The sequence below is a fragment of the Acinetobacter sp. UBA991 genome, assembly GCF_002292065.1.
GTDB lineage: Bacteria > Pseudomonadota > Gammaproteobacteria > Pseudomonadales > Moraxellaceae > Acinetobacter > Acinetobacter higginsii.
In genome coordinates, this window is sequence record NZ_DBBF01000027.1 from 93,769 (window position 1) to 110,602 (window position 16,834).

The window sequence follows — 16,834 nt, forward strand, 5'->3', positions numbered from 1 at the left end:
TTAAGCTTCAATCGCCTGAACTGCAATTTTCTTGGCAGGATCGACTTTACGGCGTACCACTGGAACAGGTTCACCATGGTATTGGCGATCAGCAAAGTAGCTTGAGCGAACCATTGGCGCAGACCAGATATTTCTAAAGCCAAGTTTACGACCATGCTCAGCATAACGCTCGAATTCATCTGGCGTTACAAAGCGGTCAATCGGCGCATGTTGCTTAGATGGCTGTAGATATTGACCAATGGTAATGTAGTCAACATCATGTGCTCTAAGGTCATCGAGCAGGGCAATCACTTCTTCTTCAGTTTCACCGATGCCGACCATCAAACCACATTTGGTTGGTACATCAGGGCAGTATTCTTTAAACATTTTTAACAGCGTTAAAGAGTGCTGATAATCAGAACCTGGACGCATCGCTTTATACAAACGTGGCACAGTTTCAATGTTGTGGTTGAATACATCTGGCGGACATTCAGTCATGATGCGTAAGGCAATATCCATACGACCACGGAAGTCAGGTACTAGAATTTCCAATAAGGTTTTTGGGCTTAATGCACGGGCTTCTTTGATACAATCAACGAAGTGTTGCGCACCACCATCCAAAAGGTCGTCACGGTCAACCGAGGTAATCACGGCATATTTGAGGCCGAGATTGGAAATGGTTTCTGCCATGTGGCGTGGTTCATCTGGATCTAGAGCATTTGGGCGACCATGTGCAACGTCACAGAATGGACAGCGACGTGTACAGATATCACCCATGATCATGAAGGTTGCTGTACCACCACCGAAACATTCTGGTAGGTTGGGGCAAGCCGCTTCTTCACATACGGTATGCAGTTTTTGCGAGCGCAAGGTTGTTTTGATACGCTGAACTTCTTCTGGAGCGGTCATCTTGACTCGAATCCAGTCAGGTTTGCGAGGTACTTCAACCGTAGGGATAACTTTTACAGGAATTCTCGCGACTTTTTCCGCGCCACGAAGTTTTATACCCTGTTCAGGTTTACGGTGTTCAGACATATAATTTCTACAGCCTTTGACTTGAGATATCCCGTTATTATAGTCAAATTTACCGTAATAAAGCATGAAAAGTGGTATTCATTTTGAAAATGTAAATATATAAAAATATATAGTTGTGAAATACATCATCTGGCTGCATATTGGTTATCATATATATAGCAAAACGGTTAAGAGACAAAGGAGCTTTGAATGCCACGTAAGAAAGAGGTCGTTGGTGGGAATATTGTCAAATATGATGCAGTAATTCTCGGTTCTGGCCCAGCTGGCGAAGGCGCGGCAATGAAGCTTGCAAAAGCAGGTAAGCGTGTTGCAATCGTTGATGTTCGTGATCAACTCGGTGGTAACTGCGCACACGTAGGCACAATTCCAAGTAAAGCTTTACGTCAAACAGTTTCAAGTATTATTCGTTATCAACGTGACCCAATGTTTCAAAAAGTAGGTGAGTGGAAACAATTCACCATGAAACAGGTACTACGTAATGCGCATAAAGTCATTCAACAGCAGGTTGATACGCATACACGTTTTTATGATCGCAATAAAATCGAAGTTTTCCACGGTCGTGCGTATATCCAAGATAAAAACACCGTACTGATTTTTGGTCAGGATGGCATTAAAGATACCATTATTTGCAAGCAAATCGTGATTGCAACGGGTAGCCGTCCATACCAACCAAAAGGTTTAGATTTCAATCATCCGCGCGTATTTGATTCGGACAAGATTCTTGACCTTGATTATTCAATCCAAAAGATCATCATTTATGGTGCGGGCGTAATTGGTTGTGAATACGCTTCTATTTTTATCGGACTCGATCATAAAGTTGATTTGATCAACACCCAGCAAAAGCTTTTAAGCTACCTTGATGATGAAATTGCCGATGCATTGTCATATCACTTACGTGAACAAGGGGTATTGATTCGTCATAATGAGCAAATTGATCGTTTAGAAACTTTTGATGATCATGTGGTCTTACATTTACTCAGCGGTAAGAAGATCAAGGCAGATGCGATCTTATGGTGTAATGGCCGTTCAGGTAATACCGATGGTCTAGGCTTGGAAAATGTGGGCTTGGTACCGAATGGTCGCGGTCAGCTCATGGTCAATGATCAATATCAAACTGAAGCTGAAAATATTTATGCTGCAGGTGATGTGATTGGTTGGCCTTCACTTGCTTCCGCTGCGTATGACCAAGGTCGTTGCGCAGGTGCAAACATGGTAGGCGAAAAGAATGTGAAGCCAATCCGTGATGTACCAACAGGTATTTATACCATTCCAGAGATTTCTTCAATTGGTAAGACTGAACAAGAACTGACTGAAGAGAAAGTGCCTTACGAAGTTGGTCAGGCTTCTTTCCGTCATTTGGCACGTGCACAGATTACTGGTGATACCGTCGGTGAATTAAAGATTCTGTTCAATCGTGATACTTTAGAGGTCTTGGGTATTCACTGTTTTGGTAACAATGCAGCAGAGATTATTCACATTGGTCAAGTGGTGATGCACAGTCCAAACAATACCTTGAAGTATTTCGTAGAAACGACATTCAACTATCCAACCATGGCTGAAGCCTATCGTGTTGCGGCTTTGAATGGTATGAATCGACTATTCTAAATGTGATAGACGTTGTATGATCAAAATGCCAATCAATTCGATTGGCATTTTGCTATTTTGCGTCTGATAAAAGGTAAATATGAAAACTCAAAAAAATAATCTGATCATTATTGCGATCATTGTGTTGATTGCAGCTTATTTCGGTCTTGATTTTAAGCAAAAACAAAATACCAGTAATTCTTCCTCTATACCAAGTACGAGTAGTGCTGTAGCGGTCGATGATCAAAACAAGATCATGCAAGCCTATCAGCATCAACGAAGTAATGTACAGGTCCAAGCACAAGGTGTTGTGAAAGCGATTTTGCCAGATGACAATGAAGGTTCAAGACATCAGAAAATGATTCTTAAACTGGAGAATGGTTTAACCGTATTGATCGCACACAACATTGATTTAGCCCCAAGAATCGAAGGGCTGAAAAAAGGCGATACAGTTGAGTTTTTTGGTGAATATGAATATAGCCAAAAAGGTGGTGTCATTCATTGGACCCATCATGATCCACGTGGAAAACACATCGATGGTTGGTTGAAATACCAAGGGAAAATCTATCAATAACAGTTTCCCTTGGCTGGTTGCTTGCAAGATGTGCGCTAAATTAGCTTGTAAGCGCTGATTTTTGACGAATTTTCCATTTAGGTAGGACTTTAGCTAAATAAGCGTCCATGCACCACACAGGGCCAATCAGAAGGAATTGTAAATCTTTAAAGAATGAAGGCTTCTTGCCCTCAACTTTATGCCCATAAAATTGTCCGATCCACGCAATCACAAAAACACCGATATAGAATCCAACTCCCACAGGTAGGATCACAATTAGCCACGCCATGACGGCTAATAAAGCAGCCATTGCTATTGCAAGTACGACATCCAGACGTGCGTAAAACACCAAAGTTAAAACCAGCAATAGGGCGGTGAGTAAGGTGCTAAAGTGCGCCAGAATACCAATGATCGAAAATAGAATGGCAGGAACACAGACCCAGTGGATTTTTTTGTTGGTTTGGTTTTGGTGACTGTCACTATATTCATCAAACCATTCGTCAATCGATTTCACAGCGCGCTCCTTGCAGTATTCATTTTTATTTATTCAATATACCGAAGAATAGGATAAGGCGTAAAGCATTAACAAATGTAATAGATAAAAATAAAAAAGCCGCAATAAGCGGCTTTTTAGTAATGGTCTTAATGATTAAGAATTAGGACCATCAACACGTTCAATGCTCACATTGCCCGTACCTGAACTAGACATACCAAGTTGCTTTGCAGCGCCATAAGATAAATCTAATACACGGTTACCATGGAATGGACCACGATCGTTAACTTTTACAACAACACTTTTGCCATTGTCTTTGTTTGTTACACGGATATAACAGTTCAAAGGAAGGCTACGGTGAGCAGCAGTCATAGCATTCATATCGAATGTTTCACCGCTTGCTGTTTTGCGACCATGGAATTGACGACCATACCACGATGCAACGCCATTTTGGCTGAATTTACGAACGGTGTTCGAAGCAACAGTATTCAGTTTTTCAATCACTGAAGGCTCTTCTGCTGGGATATCGATCTTAGCAGCGATCGTTTGGCGACGTACTTTGTCACCTGAACTCTCAGTGATTGAAAGACTATTAACGTTTGAAAAACGAGAATTAAAATTTTGAGAATCTTTGCTTAGTACGCGGGCAGCCAAGTTAGAACCTTCAACATCATTGGTTAATGATGAAGACTGTACCATTTCAGCATGTAACGGGCTTAAACTTAAGCCTGCCGTCAGCGCTATAATATATTTTAGCGAAAACTGCATTGTATAAACTCCTAGAGAACATGCTTTTCTATTTCAATAAAAACACCTTGAAATATAGTGCACATGTCTAATTATTCACTTTTGCAATTACTTTATCTTGCGGCGATAATATTCATCACTTACGAAGTGTGTCTAGTCCTTAACGATAAATAGTTACAAAAAGGGCAAAAACTTACAGTTTCTGGTTAAAAAATAATCAATATTGTAACAATTTATAAATTTTGCTGATTAAGTGTACTTTTTTAATAAAAAATTTATTGACTTTTCATAATGTTGTAAAAAAGCTAGCCTATCGGCTAGCTACTTCGGTGCCTAATAACCATACAGCAGTTGCATACATGCGACTCTTGTTGTAGGTCGTAATGACTTGGAAATTTGGATAAGTAATATAGTAAATTGGACCAAATTGGTCTTGTAATTGAATAACATTGACTAAATCAAGATCATCAATTTTTACCAAAGGGTCAATTGGTGCGACTCCCAATTTTTTCAATTCACCATAAGGAACTGGCTGGGTCAAATCTTTAGCAATCACGCTATCTGGATTGTTACCTAAGTAGCGAGCAGGGAAGCCAATTGGACGATCTCGCTGCCAACCGTGTTGAGCTAAATAGTTGGCAATTGAACCAATTGCATCAGCAGCAGAGTTTCTTAAATCGATATGTCCATTACCATCGTAATCCACGCCTAATTTTTGAATATTGCTTGGCATGAATTGCGGGTAACCAATCGCACCTGCATAAGAACCCATGATACTGTTGGTTGGATAGCCTTCTTTATATGTCCATGAAATTAATGCAGCCAATTCATCGCTAAAGTAGTCAGCACGACGAGGGTAACCAAAGGCAAGCGTTGCTAAGGCGTCTCTAGTGATGAAAGAGCCTTTATTGGCACCATAGCCCGTTTCTACACCTAAAATGCCGAGAATCACCGATTTAGGTACACCATACTGCTGTTCAGCACGATTTAGTACATCTTCATATTGGCTTTTAAAACGTGCACCACGTTGAATGGTACCTTCAACTAAAAACATTGAACGATATTGATACCAAGGTTTACTTTCACCAGGGCGAGTCATGATGTTCAAAATATTGGGTAAATTACGCGCACCACTCATCGCAGCATCGATTTGTTCGCTGCTTAAGCCGTAGGTTGTCATTGCCTTTTGTTTGAAAGCAAAGTAATTAGGGTGATTGTAAAATTCATTTGCTTGTGCCCAATTACTGCTCAAGAATAAACCAGCACTTAAAGTTAAAAATTTAAAAGTTTTATTCAAAGTAGGAAGAAACATAAGTTTATAAAATTCCTCATTATCGATGTGTATGAATAGACATAACCAGTCCAAAAGTTGACATAAGGGTAATAATTGCAGTTCCGCCATAACTCATGAACGGCAAAGGCACACCTACTACAGGTAAAATACCACTGACCATGCCTGCATTTACAAATACATAAACAAAAAATGACAAACCAAAGGCACCAGCAACCAAACGACCATAGTTATGAAAGCTTTGTAAGCCAATCTGGAATGTTCTAAAAATAATTGCACAATAGAGAAGAATCAGCAGTGTAACGCCAATCAAGCCAAATTCTTCTGAATAGGCGGCAATAATAAAGTCAGTATGACCTTCAGGTAAAAAGTGTAAGTGGGATTGAGTTCCCTCTAAAAAGCCTTTACCTGAAAAGCCACCAGAACCGATTGCAGTTTTAGACTGAATAATGTTCCAACCTGTACCTAGAGCATCGGCTTCTGGGTTAAATAAAGTCAAAACACGTTGGCGCTGATAGTCGTGTAGTAAAAATTCCCATGCGATCGGAATAATGACACCTGCTACACCCGCTGCACCTGCAATCAATTTCCATGATAAGCCACTGAGGAAAAGCACGAAAATCCCACTGGCGAGTACCAATAAGGAGGTGCCTAAGTCGGGTTGTTCAGCAATGAGGAGAAAAGGCACCACAATCAGCAATAAAGACAGAATGACTTGTGAGAAGCTTGGCGGCAGAGCTTTACGTGACAAGAACCACGCTACCATCATCGGCATACCAATTTTCATAAACTCACTGGGTTGCACGCTACCAAAGCCGGGGATGTCAATCCAACGCTGAGCACCCATACGAACTTCACCAAAAATCACCACTGCAAGCAGCGACAGCACTCCAAATACATAAAAGTAGGGAGAAAATGCTTGATACACTTTTGGTGGGATCTGAGCCAAACTAAACATGACCACGAAACCGATACCAAAGCTCATGGCTTGTTTACTTACAAGCCCAACGTCTTGTGCAGATGCACTATATAAGACCGTGAGCCCTAGTATGGCATTGAGAATCAGAAATAGACAAAGCCATGGGTCGATATGCAGTTGTTGCCAACGAGAAGGCTGATTGGCTGTGCTCAAGCCATCACGAGGTGCTTGACGTAAAAATTTGTATTGCGGGCTTGGAGACATGCGATTCTAAATCAGGTAAATCAACGCTTCGCGAATGCTAACATAAACGCTGATTTAGACAATGTAAATTTAGAAATTGTGACATTTATAAGAGATTAATTTGGCATAAAAAAAGCGACGATTTGGCAATCGTCGCTTTCTCAGCATTCTAGGCTTATTTTTGTACCAAAAGTTGGTCGAAGTGCTTGGTAAAGACTTCAAGTTCCACTTGGCTTAAGCTCGGAATCAGTTTTTTAATCACGATATGAACAGCAGTTTCTACGCCGCTGGTCGCAACGCTGGCAACGCCACGTTTCACCATACCTAGACCAAGAGTTTTGTTGAATTCAGTCATAAAGTGATGGATGAGGGCATCAGCAAAAGATTTAAACTGCTTTGTTAAAGCATCACGTTGCTCTTTACCGTTTCCAGCAGCAACTTCTGCAAAGCTTTTTTTCATGTCGTTGACAAGATTGTCTGGTAATACCGTACCGATACGTTGTTTACCCTCATTATCAATAAACAAGCTCTTTTCCATGAATGCTAATGATTCAAGCACTTGTTCATTTGAAGCTTTGCCTAGGAGCTGCTTCATCAAGGTTTCAACAATGCCGCGAATTTTAATCGCAAGACCTTCAGTCGTATCACGTTTGTCACTTGGTGGAAATTGTTGAACCAAGTGAACCAACATAGTGTCAATTAACTCATCAGTTAGCTGTAGAGAAATTTTGTCGCGTAAAGGGTATTGAGGCTCTTTACTGTCACGGTTGGCTTGTGCAAGTTGAATGTCCTGACTCAAACTTGCTGACGGAAGAATCCCGAAATAACTGGTCATTGAAGAACGTCCTCTATATCAAATTTATTCGTTTTATTGTCGTGCCAAGCGAATTGGCTCGGGCATCCATGACAAATCTGATACTCGGCATGGGTTAATATCCAAGCCCCCACGGCGAGTATAAGTTGCATAGACCATCAGTTTTTCTGGTTTTAACAGTTGCCAAATATCCGCAAATATTTGCTCAACACATTGTTCATGGAAACCATTATGCTGACGGTACGAGATAATATAAGCTAAAATGCTGCGATAACAAGGCTTTTTACCTTGCAAACGAATAAAAACAGTGCCCCAGTCGGGCTGACCCGTCACTGGACAATTGCTTCTCAATAAATGTGAATACAACTCGATTTCAACCTCATCTTCAGCGCTTGTATCTAACTGCAACAAAGTCGAATCAGGATGTTCTGATAAACGCTCAGGAATGAGATCGTCAATACAGATCCCTTGAGGTTTAGAAATCGCTAAATCATCAACTTGAAACAGTTGCAGCTCGACTTTAGCACCCGCAGCATTAGATAAATCACCTTCAACGGTTTCAATAAAGGCTTGCTGAGACTCAAATTGGGTGAAGTTCATGCTGTTGAAATAAAGTTTAAGCGACTTTGATTCAATTAAATTGGGTGAATGGGCTGGTAATGTCAAACGGCCAATCGCAACTTGTGGTAAGCCAAGTTGGTTCAACCATGAAATTTCAAAAACATGCCACCAGTCTTTACCCTGCGTAATTCCGTCAACATGTAAATATTGCTGACGTGACTCGGCACGAGCAATCGGAAATAAAACATCGGGTTGATATTGAGTTGGGTATTGGGTGTCTTTACCCAATAAAGAATGTTCAACACTCATTCACGCATTCCTGAACCACGAGCTAATAAATGATAGGCAACTGCATAGAGGACAACACAGCACAACGTCACGATGCCTAAAGAGAAAGATACATTGACATCGCTATGACCCAAGATACCGTAACGGAATGCATTGACCATATATACAATTGGATTAACTAAAGAGACGTTTTGCCAAAATGGGCTGAGTGCACTAATGGCATAGAACACACCACCTAAATAGGTGAGTGGTGTCAATACGAAAGTCGGGATAATTGAAATATCATCGAAGGACTTGGCATAAACCGCATTGATAAAACCGCCCAGTGAAAATAATAATGAAGTAATGATGACGGTATATATAGTCACAAATACATTATAAATTTCTAGATGAGTAAAGAATAGGCTCATTATCGTGACGATCAAACCAACCAATACACCACGGCTAACACCACCAATCACATAACCCCATAAGATTAAGTGTAAGGGTACTGGGCTCATGATCAGTTCTTCAATACTTTTCTGGAATTTGGCACTAAAGAAGCTTGAGGAAACGTTAGCATAGCTGTTGGTGATCACGGCCATCATAATTAAGCCAGGCACAATAAACTGCATGTAGCTAAAGCCACCCATTTCACCAATACGTGAACCCACCAAGTTGCCAAAAATTACGAAGTACAAACTCATGGTAATTGCTGGTGGAAGTAAGGTTTGTGGCCAAATTCGCATAAAGCGACGAATTTCTTTAACCACTAAAGTCCAGAGTGCGGTTTGTAATTGACTGAAATTCATTGATCCGCTCCTGCAAGATTTTTCTCGACCATTTTCACGAACAATTCTTCCAAGCGATTCGATTTATTCCGCATACTGCTGACTTGGATATTCTGTGACTGTAATAACAAGAACAGATCATTCATGCTATGCGCTTTGTCCATCGTTACTTCTAAGGTGACGGGGTCAATTAAATTGAATTTAAAACCAATAATATTGAGATCAAATCCATTGATCGGCTCAGCTAAATCAAAAATGAATGATTCTTCATTCAGCTGATTGAGGAAACCTTTCATCGAGGTATCTTCTTTAATCACACCGCGGTCAATGATTGCGATGCGACGGCACAGCATTTCTGCTTCTTCTAAATAGTGTGTTGTGAGAATGATGGATGTGCCATTTTCATTCATTTCGGTGAGGAAGTCCCACATCGAACGACGCAACTCAATATCAACGCCAGCTGTCGGTTCATCGAGGATCAGCAGTTTAGGTTCATGCATCATCGCACGTGCAATCATCAAACGGCGTTTCATACCACCAGAGAGCATACGCGATTGAATATTACGTTTTTCCCATAAACCGAGCTTTTCTAAATAATGTTCAGCACGTTGTTCGGCCAATTTCTTCGGAATGCCGTAATAACCCGCTTGGGTCACTAAAATATCGAAAGTTTTTTCGAATTGACCAAAGTTAAATTCTTGAGGAACAACGCCAAGACATTGTTTTGCATGTGAGGGATGGGTATCTAAGTTATGCCCAAAAATCTCAACTGAACCAGATGTTTTTTTGGTTAAAGAGCTGATGATACCAATCGTTGTCGATTTTCCTGCACCATTAGGTCCTAATAATGCATAGAATTCACCTTCAGGTACGGTAAGGTCGATCCCTTTTAACGCCTGAAAACCATTACGATAAGTTTTGGACAAACCGCTCAACACCAAAGCATCAGTCATAAACGTCTCACGTTGTTAAATAGAACGGGTATTTTGAGCGATATGAAAAAATAAACCAAGTAGAAAAATAGGTTTATGGCGTGTTAAAAACAGAACGTTGTCTGTTGGGCTTGATTCAAGCGTAAGGAGATCGGTTTTTGTTAAATTAAACTGTTTAAAAGTAATTAGATAATTCTATAAGACCAAAATCGTTGTTTTAATAGGCAATAAACATTTTTGTTTAAGGCTATGTATTTACCAATATGCTTTTTTTGCCTATGATGTGGCTCGCATGCGCTCATAGCTCAACTGGATAGAGTACAGGTCTCCGAAGCCTGTGGCGTGGGTTCGAGTCCCGCTGAGCGCACCAAAATTATTAATTTCTTACATAATATAATAAGCATCGTCTCTCTAAATGAGCTTTTAGAGGATTGCGATTGGCTCAAATTCTTTCTTTTCACTTCTCTATAAATGTTGCACTGAATAATTGATCAACTTTAACGTTTGATTCAGTTGAGCCGGTGGAATGCGTGATTCTTGCAAGGACGTAATCCATTGCATTTGGCAGGCCTTCAGTTGTTGTAAAGAACTAATCGACTGAATTTTTTGTATCAATGGACGCGCCATCAAACCACAATAGGTCGTGAGTGTTTGAATCATGACTTGCTGGATTTCAACAAAAGGTAATTTTTCTAACTCAAGAATTTCAGGTTCGATTTCAGGTTTTAGTTCAACTTCAATCGGTTTTGGTGCGATTGCGATTGTTTCTTGTGTTGTAACGGGCTCTGATGGTGTTTTGAGATCATTAACTTTTAATTCTGACGCTACATTTTCTTTTTGAACAATAGGTGTTGTTTGTTCAGCCAGTAGGCCCATATCAATCAGTTGTTGAACCAGTTCAGTCGGTGCAATCCTTTCCTTATAGTCTTGATCCAGTTCTTTAAAATCTTCATGATCAATTAAAAGTAGTAGACGACGTTGACGTGCAGTCAATGCAATACTACGTTCTTGTAGTGCAGTTTGCCCAAGCTCTGTTTTAAAAAAATGTGACATCTCTTAATCTCCCCAAATCAAGATCTAGACGGAGATTAAGATAAGGTTAAAAAATGACAATAATGTTAACAATTTATTAAATATCATTGTCTTGTTTAAAGTAACTGGCAAATAAGATAAAAATTGAGAACTTTATCCTTTATTTCACTCATTTAGTTTCTAATGCTTTGCGCAAATATGGGTCAAGATCATCCTGACGTATTAACCATTGAATGTAATCAGCAGGGAGGTCTTGAATGGCAGTGCCTTTATGTTTACCAAAGGTAATGCTTTTAGGAATACGGGCGTCTTCAGAAGCAAGATAAAGTTGTTCAATATTTTGAATGTTAAGCTGATGAATAATATGCATCAGAATGTTGGCGGTTAAGATAATGTCTGCATCAGCTCGATGTGCACCTTTCAACATTTCCCGTGCTTTATCACTGCCTTTTGAGATCAAATAAATCAAGGCGGAAATGTTATGTGCCTCTGCATCTTCCCATACGCGACGAGCTAAGGCCAAGGTACAAATTGGTTTTAATTTTGAGGTATCAACGCCACAACGTGCAATAGCTGCAATATCATAATCAACGTTGTGACCAATGATATAAGTTGTTTGAGCAGGAAGTTGAAATTCATTATAAAAAGGTTGGTCTACGAGATCAGATTCTAAAATATGATGTACCGCCATCGCAGCAAATGAAATGGGCTGGCCAACTTGATAAAGCTGATCAAAAATTTGTTTTTTATCGAGACTGAGTTTGCCATTTTCAATTTCAATCGGGGCATAGGCAATTTCAATCGGCAAACCATTCAGTGTATGTGTTTCAGTATCTAAGATGATTGCTTGCATAAAACTAACCTAGCTTGAGTTGAGTGTGCGAATATCTTACAAGAAATTCATAGTCAGCAGTGCTGAATGAAGGGGATGCGATTTAATTTTCTAGTTATCAAAAAGAGTTTGAATAAATAAACAGCAAAATAAAAAAATACTTGAACAATTTGATATTAAGCGCATCCTTATGGAAGTAATTGCCTTAGTAAAAGAAATACTAAGCACTAAAATGAAAACGATAATAATCAGGGAAACATGACATGAACATGAAATTATTAACGGTTGCACTGCTGAGCTCAAGTGTGTTGCTTACAGCTTGTAATGATGATGACGACAATATTTCGTTTGTACCGAAGCCAGAAATTCCAGAAAATAATATTAAAAATCCTGTGGTGGGTATTCCTGTCGCTTATACCAAAACAGATTTTAGCGCTGTGGCTGCTGAAAGTTCGGTCATGACGTATAAAATGCTAGGACAAAATGGTAAAGAGACCATGGCAACCAGTTTATTGTTTGTCCCTGGTGGACCAACGCCAGCAGGTGGCTGGAAAATTGTTGCTTGGGCGCATGGTACAACAGGGGTTGCAGATCAATGTGCACCGAGTCGTAATGCGACTAATCCTGCTATTAAAGATATGATTAGCCAATTTCTGGCAGCAGGTTATGTGGTGGTTGCACCTGACTATGAGGGTTTAGGAGAGCCAAGTGGTCGCGAACTTCATCCTTTCTTGAATGTTAAAAGTGAGGCATATTCAATTACCGATGCGGTGGTTGCTGCACGCTATTATTTAGCAGGGCAAGGTAAACTGCTTTCACGTCAATGGATGACCGTTGGGCACTCTCAAGGTGGGCAAGCCGCATTAGGTGCAGCACAATATCAAAGTCGTGCTAAGCTTGACTATAAAGGGACAATTGCTGTTGCACCTGCCTCAAATTTAGCTGCGATTTTAGTCAATGGTAATGCGTCAGTTGAGAATGCACCTTTAGCGCAAAAAATTGCGATGTACGCACAGTTAGATACATATACTGCATTGATCACAGCTGGGCTTAGAAATAGTGCGCCTGCTTTAACTTATCGAGATGTATTTAAAGTTCCTACAGATGATGTGGCAAGTAAAGCTGAAAGCTTATGCGCTAGTGGCGACAAAAGTTTAGGGCAGGCTTTTGTCCAAAGTATGGGGATTTATGCTGCAAGCCATAATAATAGTCTAGATGGTTACCCGCGAACTCAAACTAACTTTATGGGTATTCCTGTGATAAAAACATTCTTGGATACAGATTCCCAGCCAGCTCAAGTGAAGTTGAATCAACCTGTCACTATTTATCAGGGCGACAAAGATACAACTGTTCCTAAAGCTGTAACGGATGTGTTGGTCACAACTGCTCAAAATAAAGGATCAAAAATCCAATATATTACCAATGCAGAGTGGGACCATAGTACTGCCTATGAGGCGAATATTGTGAATATTGTGGATGATGTAAAAACGAAAATGCCTGCCAATAATTAAGAGACCAGAGGAGCCCGATTTTCCCTTTTGAGAAGATTGGGCTTTTTCAATTTTAGCCTCTAATATATAAAAATGTATAAAAAATAGCTTGTTGATTTTGGCTTATCAAAACCACTGCTAGGAATGAATAAAATTCACGAATAATTAAATAAATATCAATCTGTGAAACCATAAACTTCGTGCTACAATATGCACCAATCTTTAGCACGGCTTAAAAGCCCTAATATATAGGACCCTCCGCTAATGTTTGCCAATATTTCTATTGCTGAATTTGATCCAGAATTAGCTCAAGCGATTGCTTCTGAAGGCGTACGCCAAGAAGCGCATATTGAGTTAATCGCATCTGAAAACTATTGCTCACCAGCTGTAATGGAAGCACAGGGATCAAAACTTACGAATAAATATGCAGAAGGCTATCCTGGCAAACGCTACTACGGCGGTTGTGAATATGTGGATGTGATTGAACAACTTGCGATTGATCGCGCTAAAGAGTTGTTTGGTGCAGACTATGCAAACGTTCAACCACATGCGGGTTCACAAGCAAACTCTGCGGTTTACCTCGCGCTTCTTAACCCAGGTGATACCGTTCTTGGTATGAGCTTGGCTCACGGTGGTCACTTGACTCACGGTGCTAAAGTAAGCTTCTCTGGTAAAACCTATAACGCGGTTCAGTATGGTTTAAATACTGAAACTGGCGAAATTGATTATGAAGAAGTAGAACGTCTAGCGTTGGAACATAAGCCACGCATGATCGTTGCTGGTTTCTCTGCATATAGTCAAATCGTTGATTGGCAGCGTTTCCGTGACATCGCAGACAAAGTAGGTGCATACCTTTTTGTTGATATGGCGCATGTTGCAGGTTTAGTTGCTGCTGGTGTTTATCCTAACCCAGTTCAAATTGCAGACGTTACTACAACAACGACGCATAAAACACTTCGTGGTCCACGTTCTGGTTTAATCCTTGCGAAAGCAAATGAAGAAATCGAAAAGAAACTTCAATCTGCTGTATTCCCAGGCAACCAAGGTGGTCCTTTGATGCATGCGATTGCCGCTAAAGCAATCTGCTTCAAAGAAGCAATGTCTGATGAGTTTAAAACTTACCAACAACAAGTTGTGAAAAACGCGCAAGCAATGGCTGAAGTATTAATTTCACGTGGTTTTGATGTTGTTTCTGGTGGCACAGAAAACCATTTATTCTTATTGTCTTTGATTAAACAAGACGTAACGGGTAAAGAAGTTGATGCTTGGTTAGGTGATGCTCACATTACCGTAAACAAAAACGCAGTTCCAAATGACCCGCGTTCTCCGTTCGTGACTTCTGGTATCCGTATTGGTACGCCAGCAGTGACGACTCGTGGTTTTGGCGAAGCTGAAGTACGTGAACTTGCAGCTTGGATCGCTGACGTGATCGACAGCAAAGGTGACGAGAAAGTTATCGCTGACGTAAAAGCTAAAGTTGAAGCTGTTTGTGCAAAATTCCCAGTATATGCAAACTAATTTGTATATCTAAAAAAGCGCCGTAAGGCGCTTTTTTTATGGATAAAGAAAACCTAAAAGTATCAATCATTCCAATTTCACAGCATCAAATTGGTGCTTTCTTTTTAAAAGCGCACCTAGAATAATCTAAAAATGATCATTTTAGTATTACGAATATGGAAAATCGTATTACCAAACTGGCATGTCTTTTGCTTCATACAATACAGATAAAGTTGTCTAGGGTTCCGATGTGTCCGTAGGGAGACATGACTGGTCCGAGAGATAACGGTTCGATAGAACTACACGGAGGGATAAAAGCCCGGGAGGACAGGCATATCGCCATAACGAGGTTAAGCATCCGCAAGAGGTTTGTTATGAATCAATCGTTCTATCACGACAATAAAATACTGTGGGAAGAAACACTACCGGGTGGGCATCACTGGTCTGATCGCATTCAACGTGGCGCAGTTTTGCAGTTTGAAGCACTGGAACATCGTGCCAATGTGTCTTTGTTCTGTGTCAATGCCGATGACAAGTTGGAGCGCTTTAATATGCCGGATAGTTTGAAAGCACAACATACGGCTTTTCTCTCGACAGGGCATGTTCTGTATTCTGATCTGGGTCGTGTGATGGCCTCCATTGTTCAAGATCAACATGGCTGGAATGATGTGTTTTGTGGTCCGAGTACGGCACAGCATATTGCACAACATTTTGGTCAGAAAAACTTTCAGGATGCGCGTAATGACATGCATCAAAATGGTCTAGATAGTTTATTGGTGGAATTGACCAAGTTTGGTCTAGGCCAAGCGGATTTGAGTGCGACGGTAAATTTATTTTCAAAAGTCCAGCCTGATGATCATGGTCGATTAAGCTACATCACAGACGATAATCAAAATCAAAAGATTGAACTGCGTTTTGAAATGGATTGTTTGGTGTTTCTTTCTGCGGCACCGCATCCACTCGACTCATCCACACCTTATCAGCCCTCCGATATCCAACTTCGCCTATTCAAAGCCAATACCTTAACTGAACAGGACGTTTGTCGGGATTCATGCACGCAAAATCAGCGTGGTTTTGCCAATAACACACGCTATTACGCATTGTCGAATTAAGGTGGGGAGCGAGAAAATGACAGCATCTGCAAAAATTGAACAGATTGTTTTAGATGAGATTTGCCTTGCAGGCGAAGCGTGGATGGGGGAGGTTAAACAAGGTCAGTACTTCCGCATTATTGATCTGGAAGGCAACCAAGCCGTTGATACCTTATTTATCAGTGCCAACAATGCCGAAGAGCGTTATAGCGCAACAGATACTTTGGCGCAAAATCAGCAGCTTTATCTGGAAAAAGGCACAACCTTATTTAGTAATTTTGCCCGTCCTATTGCCAGCATTGTCGATGACAATTGCGGCAGACATGACACCTTAGGCGGCGCGTGTTCATGTGAAAGCAATACGGTACGTTATGCACACGATAAATATCCGATGCACAGTTGCCGTAATAATTTTATGTACGCCTTGGCACAGCACCCAATTGCCAAAAAGCATCAGCTCAATGTCCGTCATATTGGACCCAATATTAACTTTTTTATGAATGTACCTGTGACCGCTGAAGGCCACTTAAAGTTTGAAGATGGGGTGTCTGCACCGGGTAAATATGTCGAGATCAAAGCGGAAATGGATCTGATCATTCTGATTTCGAATTGTCCGCAATTGAATAATCCTTGTAATGCCTATAACCCGACCAAAATTCAACTTGTTATACGTGACACGTGAG

Annotated in this window: 17 protein-coding genes, 1 tRNA gene and 1 riboswitch; of the genes, 7 read left to right on the top strand and 11 right to left on the bottom strand. The window is 40.6% G+C overall.

What is annotated here, in order from left to right:
- The gene (gene lipA, locus B2727_RS11210) at positions 1 to 1,014 is read right to left on the bottom strand and encodes a lipoyl synthase (protein WP_033132992.1); all 1,014 of its coding nucleotides are present in this window, start codon (positions 1,012 to 1,014) and stop codon (positions 1 to 3) included.
- Between the two features lie 189 nt (positions 1,015 to 1,203).
- Between lipA and sthA the strand changes: the two genes are divergently transcribed.
- Together sthA and B2727_RS11220 are read left to right on the top strand one after the other, a co-directional pair.
- Positions 1,204 to 2,619: a Si-specific NAD(P)(+) transhydrogenase gene (gene sthA / locus B2727_RS11215; RefSeq protein ID WP_004806376.1), complete on the top strand. Its 1,416-nt coding sequence runs from the start codon at positions 1,204 to 1,206 to the stop codon at positions 2,617 to 2,619.
- A 79-nt stretch (positions 2,620 to 2,698) separates the two neighbouring features.
- The gene (locus B2727_RS11220) at positions 2,699 to 3,172 is read left to right on the top strand and encodes a DUF3465 domain-containing protein (RefSeq protein ID WP_004806378.1); all 474 of its coding nucleotides are present in this window, start codon (positions 2,699 to 2,701) and stop codon (positions 3,170 to 3,172) included.
- A 40-nt stretch (positions 3,173 to 3,212) separates the two neighbouring features.
- Here B2727_RS11220 and B2727_RS11225 read toward each other — a convergent pair whose 3' ends face one another.
- From B2727_RS11225 to B2727_RS11260, 8 genes are all read right to left on the bottom strand, one after another.
- The gene (locus B2727_RS11225) at positions 3,213 to 3,665 is read right to left on the bottom strand and encodes a DUF962 domain-containing protein (protein ID WP_004806380.1); all 453 of its coding nucleotides are present in this window, start codon (positions 3,663 to 3,665) and stop codon (positions 3,213 to 3,215) included.
- A gap of 135 nt (positions 3,666 to 3,800) precedes the next feature.
- A complete protein-coding gene (locus B2727_RS11230) occupies positions 3,801 to 4,412 on the bottom strand; it encodes a septal ring lytic transglycosylase RlpA family protein (RefSeq protein WP_004806381.1) in 612 nt (203 codons plus the stop codon).
- Positions 4,413 to 4,701: 289 nt separating this feature from the next.
- Positions 4,702 to 5,703: a lytic murein transglycosylase B gene (gene mltB, locus B2727_RS11235; protein ID WP_033132991.1), complete on the bottom strand. Its 1,002-nt coding sequence runs from the start codon at positions 5,701 to 5,703 to the stop codon at positions 4,702 to 4,704.
- A gap of 19 nt (positions 5,704 to 5,722) precedes the next feature.
- Entirely contained in the window at positions 5,723 to 6,865 is a 1,143-nt protein-coding gene (gene rodA / locus B2727_RS11240; RefSeq protein ID WP_004806385.1) for a rod shape-determining protein RodA, read from the bottom strand.
- Between the two features lie 154 nt (positions 6,866 to 7,019).
- A complete protein-coding gene (locus B2727_RS11245; RefSeq protein WP_033132990.1) occupies positions 7,020 to 7,679 on the bottom strand; it encodes a hypothetical protein in 660 nt (219 codons plus the stop codon).
- A gap of 33 nt (positions 7,680 to 7,712) precedes the next feature.
- Entirely contained in the window at positions 7,713 to 8,528 is an 816-nt protein-coding gene (gene queF / locus B2727_RS11250; protein WP_033132989.1) for an NADPH-dependent 7-cyano-7-deazaguanine reductase QueF, read from the bottom strand.
- On the bottom strand, positions 8,525 to 9,298 hold the full coding sequence (locus B2727_RS11255) for an ABC transporter permease (protein WP_033132988.1): 774 nt from the start codon (positions 9,296 to 9,298) through the stop codon (positions 8,525 to 8,527). The genes queF and B2727_RS11255 overlap by 4 nt, the downstream gene beginning before the upstream one ends.
- Entirely contained in the window at positions 9,295 to 10,230 is a 936-nt protein-coding gene (locus tag B2727_RS11260) for an ABC transporter ATP-binding protein (protein ID WP_004654024.1), read from the bottom strand. The genes B2727_RS11255 and B2727_RS11260 overlap by 4 nt, the downstream gene beginning before the upstream one ends.
- 273 nt (positions 10,231 to 10,503) lie before the next feature.
- Between B2727_RS11260 and B2727_RS11265 the strand changes: the two genes are divergently transcribed.
- Positions 10,504 to 10,579: transfer RNA gene (locus B2727_RS11265), tRNA-Arg, on the top strand.
- Between the two features lie 95 nt (positions 10,580 to 10,674).
- Here the strand turns inward: B2727_RS11265 and B2727_RS11270 are convergent.
- Both B2727_RS11270 and B2727_RS11275 read right to left on the bottom strand, forming a co-directional pair.
- Positions 10,675 to 11,262, bottom strand: a complete 588-nt coding sequence (locus B2727_RS11270) for a hypothetical protein (protein WP_033132987.1) — start codon at positions 11,260 to 11,262, stop codon at positions 10,675 to 10,677.
- A 148-nt stretch (positions 11,263 to 11,410) separates the two neighbouring features.
- On the bottom strand, positions 11,411 to 12,094 hold the full coding sequence (locus B2727_RS11275) for a 3'-5' exonuclease (protein ID WP_033132986.1): 684 nt from the start codon (positions 12,092 to 12,094) through the stop codon (positions 11,411 to 11,413).
- 242 nt (positions 12,095 to 12,336) lie between these two features.
- Here B2727_RS11275 and B2727_RS11280 point away from each other — a divergent pair, with 242 nt between their 5' ends.
- The 4 genes from B2727_RS11280 (at position 12,337) to B2727_RS11295 (ending at position 16,833) form a co-directional block, all read left to right on the top strand.
- Positions 12,337 to 13,584, top strand: coding sequence for an alpha/beta hydrolase (locus B2727_RS11280; RefSeq protein ID WP_033132985.1), 1,248 nt, complete (start codon positions 12,337 to 12,339; stop codon positions 13,582 to 13,584).
- Positions 13,585 to 13,827: 243 nt separating this feature from the next.
- A complete protein-coding gene (glyA, locus tag B2727_RS11285) occupies positions 13,828 to 15,081 on the top strand; it encodes a serine hydroxymethyltransferase (RefSeq protein ID WP_033132984.1) in 1,254 nt (417 codons plus the stop codon).
- A gap of 205 nt (positions 15,082 to 15,286) precedes the next feature.
- Positions 15,287 to 15,388: riboswitch (guanidine-I (ykkC/yxkD leader) on the top strand.
- 46 nt (positions 15,389 to 15,434) lie between these two features.
- Positions 15,435 to 16,172 (top strand): urea amidolyase associated protein UAAP1, encoded by a 738-nt coding sequence (locus tag B2727_RS11290; protein ID WP_033132983.1) that lies wholly within the window; start codon positions 15,435 to 15,437, stop codon positions 16,170 to 16,172.
- Positions 16,173 to 16,188: 16 nt separating this feature from the next.
- The gene (locus tag B2727_RS11295; protein WP_033132982.1) at positions 16,189 to 16,833 is read left to right on the top strand and encodes an urea amidolyase associated protein UAAP2; all 645 of its coding nucleotides are present in this window, start codon (positions 16,189 to 16,191) and stop codon (positions 16,831 to 16,833) included.
- Position 16,834 lies beyond the last annotated feature (1 nt).

Bases quoted from the DNA above. Each gene is read 5' to 3' on its own strand.
- lipA (WP_033132992.1), bottom strand. From the start codon at position 1,014: ATGTCTGAACACCGTAAACCTGAACAGGGTATAAAACTTCGTGGCGCG.
- sthA (WP_004806376.1), top strand. From the start codon at position 1,204: ATGCCACGTAAGAAAGAGGTCGTTGGTGGGAATATTGTCAAATATGAT.
- B2727_RS11220 (WP_004806378.1), top strand. From the start codon at position 2,699: ATGAAAACTCAAAAAAATAATCTGATCATTATTGCGATCATTGTGTTG.
- B2727_RS11230 (WP_004806381.1), bottom strand. From the start codon at position 4,412: ATGCAGTTTTCGCTAAAATATATTATAGCGCTGACGGCAGGCTTAAGT.
- mltB (WP_033132991.1), bottom strand. From the start codon at position 5,703: ATGTTTCTTCCTACTTTGAATAAAACTTTTAAATTTTTAACTTTAAGT.
- rodA (WP_004806385.1), bottom strand. From the start codon at position 6,865: ATGTCTCCAAGCCCGCAATACAAATTTTTACGTCAAGCACCTCGTGAT.
- B2727_RS11245 (WP_033132990.1), bottom strand. From the start codon at position 7,679: ATGACCAGTTATTTCGGGATTCTTCCGTCAGCAAGTTTGAGTCAGGAC.
- queF (WP_033132989.1), bottom strand. From the start codon at position 8,528: ATGAGTGTTGAACATTCTTTATTGGGTAAAGACACCCAATACCCAACT.
- B2727_RS11255 (WP_033132988.1), bottom strand. From the start codon at position 9,298: ATGAATTTCAGTCAATTACAAACCGCACTCTGGACTTTAGTGGTTAAA.
- B2727_RS11260 (WP_004654024.1), bottom strand. From the start codon at position 10,230: ATGACTGATGCTTTGGTGTTGAGCGGTTTGTCCAAAACTTATCGTAAT.
- B2727_RS11270 (WP_033132987.1), bottom strand. From the start codon at position 11,262: ATGTCACATTTTTTTAAAACAGAGCTTGGGCAAACTGCACTACAAGAA.
- B2727_RS11275 (WP_033132986.1), bottom strand. From the start codon at position 12,094: ATGCAAGCAATCATCTTAGATACTGAAACACATACACTGAATGGTTTG.
- B2727_RS11280 (WP_033132985.1), top strand. From the start codon at position 12,337: ATGAACATGAAATTATTAACGGTTGCACTGCTGAGCTCAAGTGTGTTG.
- glyA (WP_033132984.1), top strand. From the start codon at position 13,828: ATGTTTGCCAATATTTCTATTGCTGAATTTGATCCAGAATTAGCTCAA.
- B2727_RS11290 (WP_033132983.1), top strand. From the start codon at position 15,435: ATGAATCAATCGTTCTATCACGACAATAAAATACTGTGGGAAGAAACA.
- B2727_RS11295 (WP_033132982.1), top strand. From the start codon at position 16,189: ATGACAGCATCTGCAAAAATTGAACAGATTGTTTTAGATGAGATTTGC.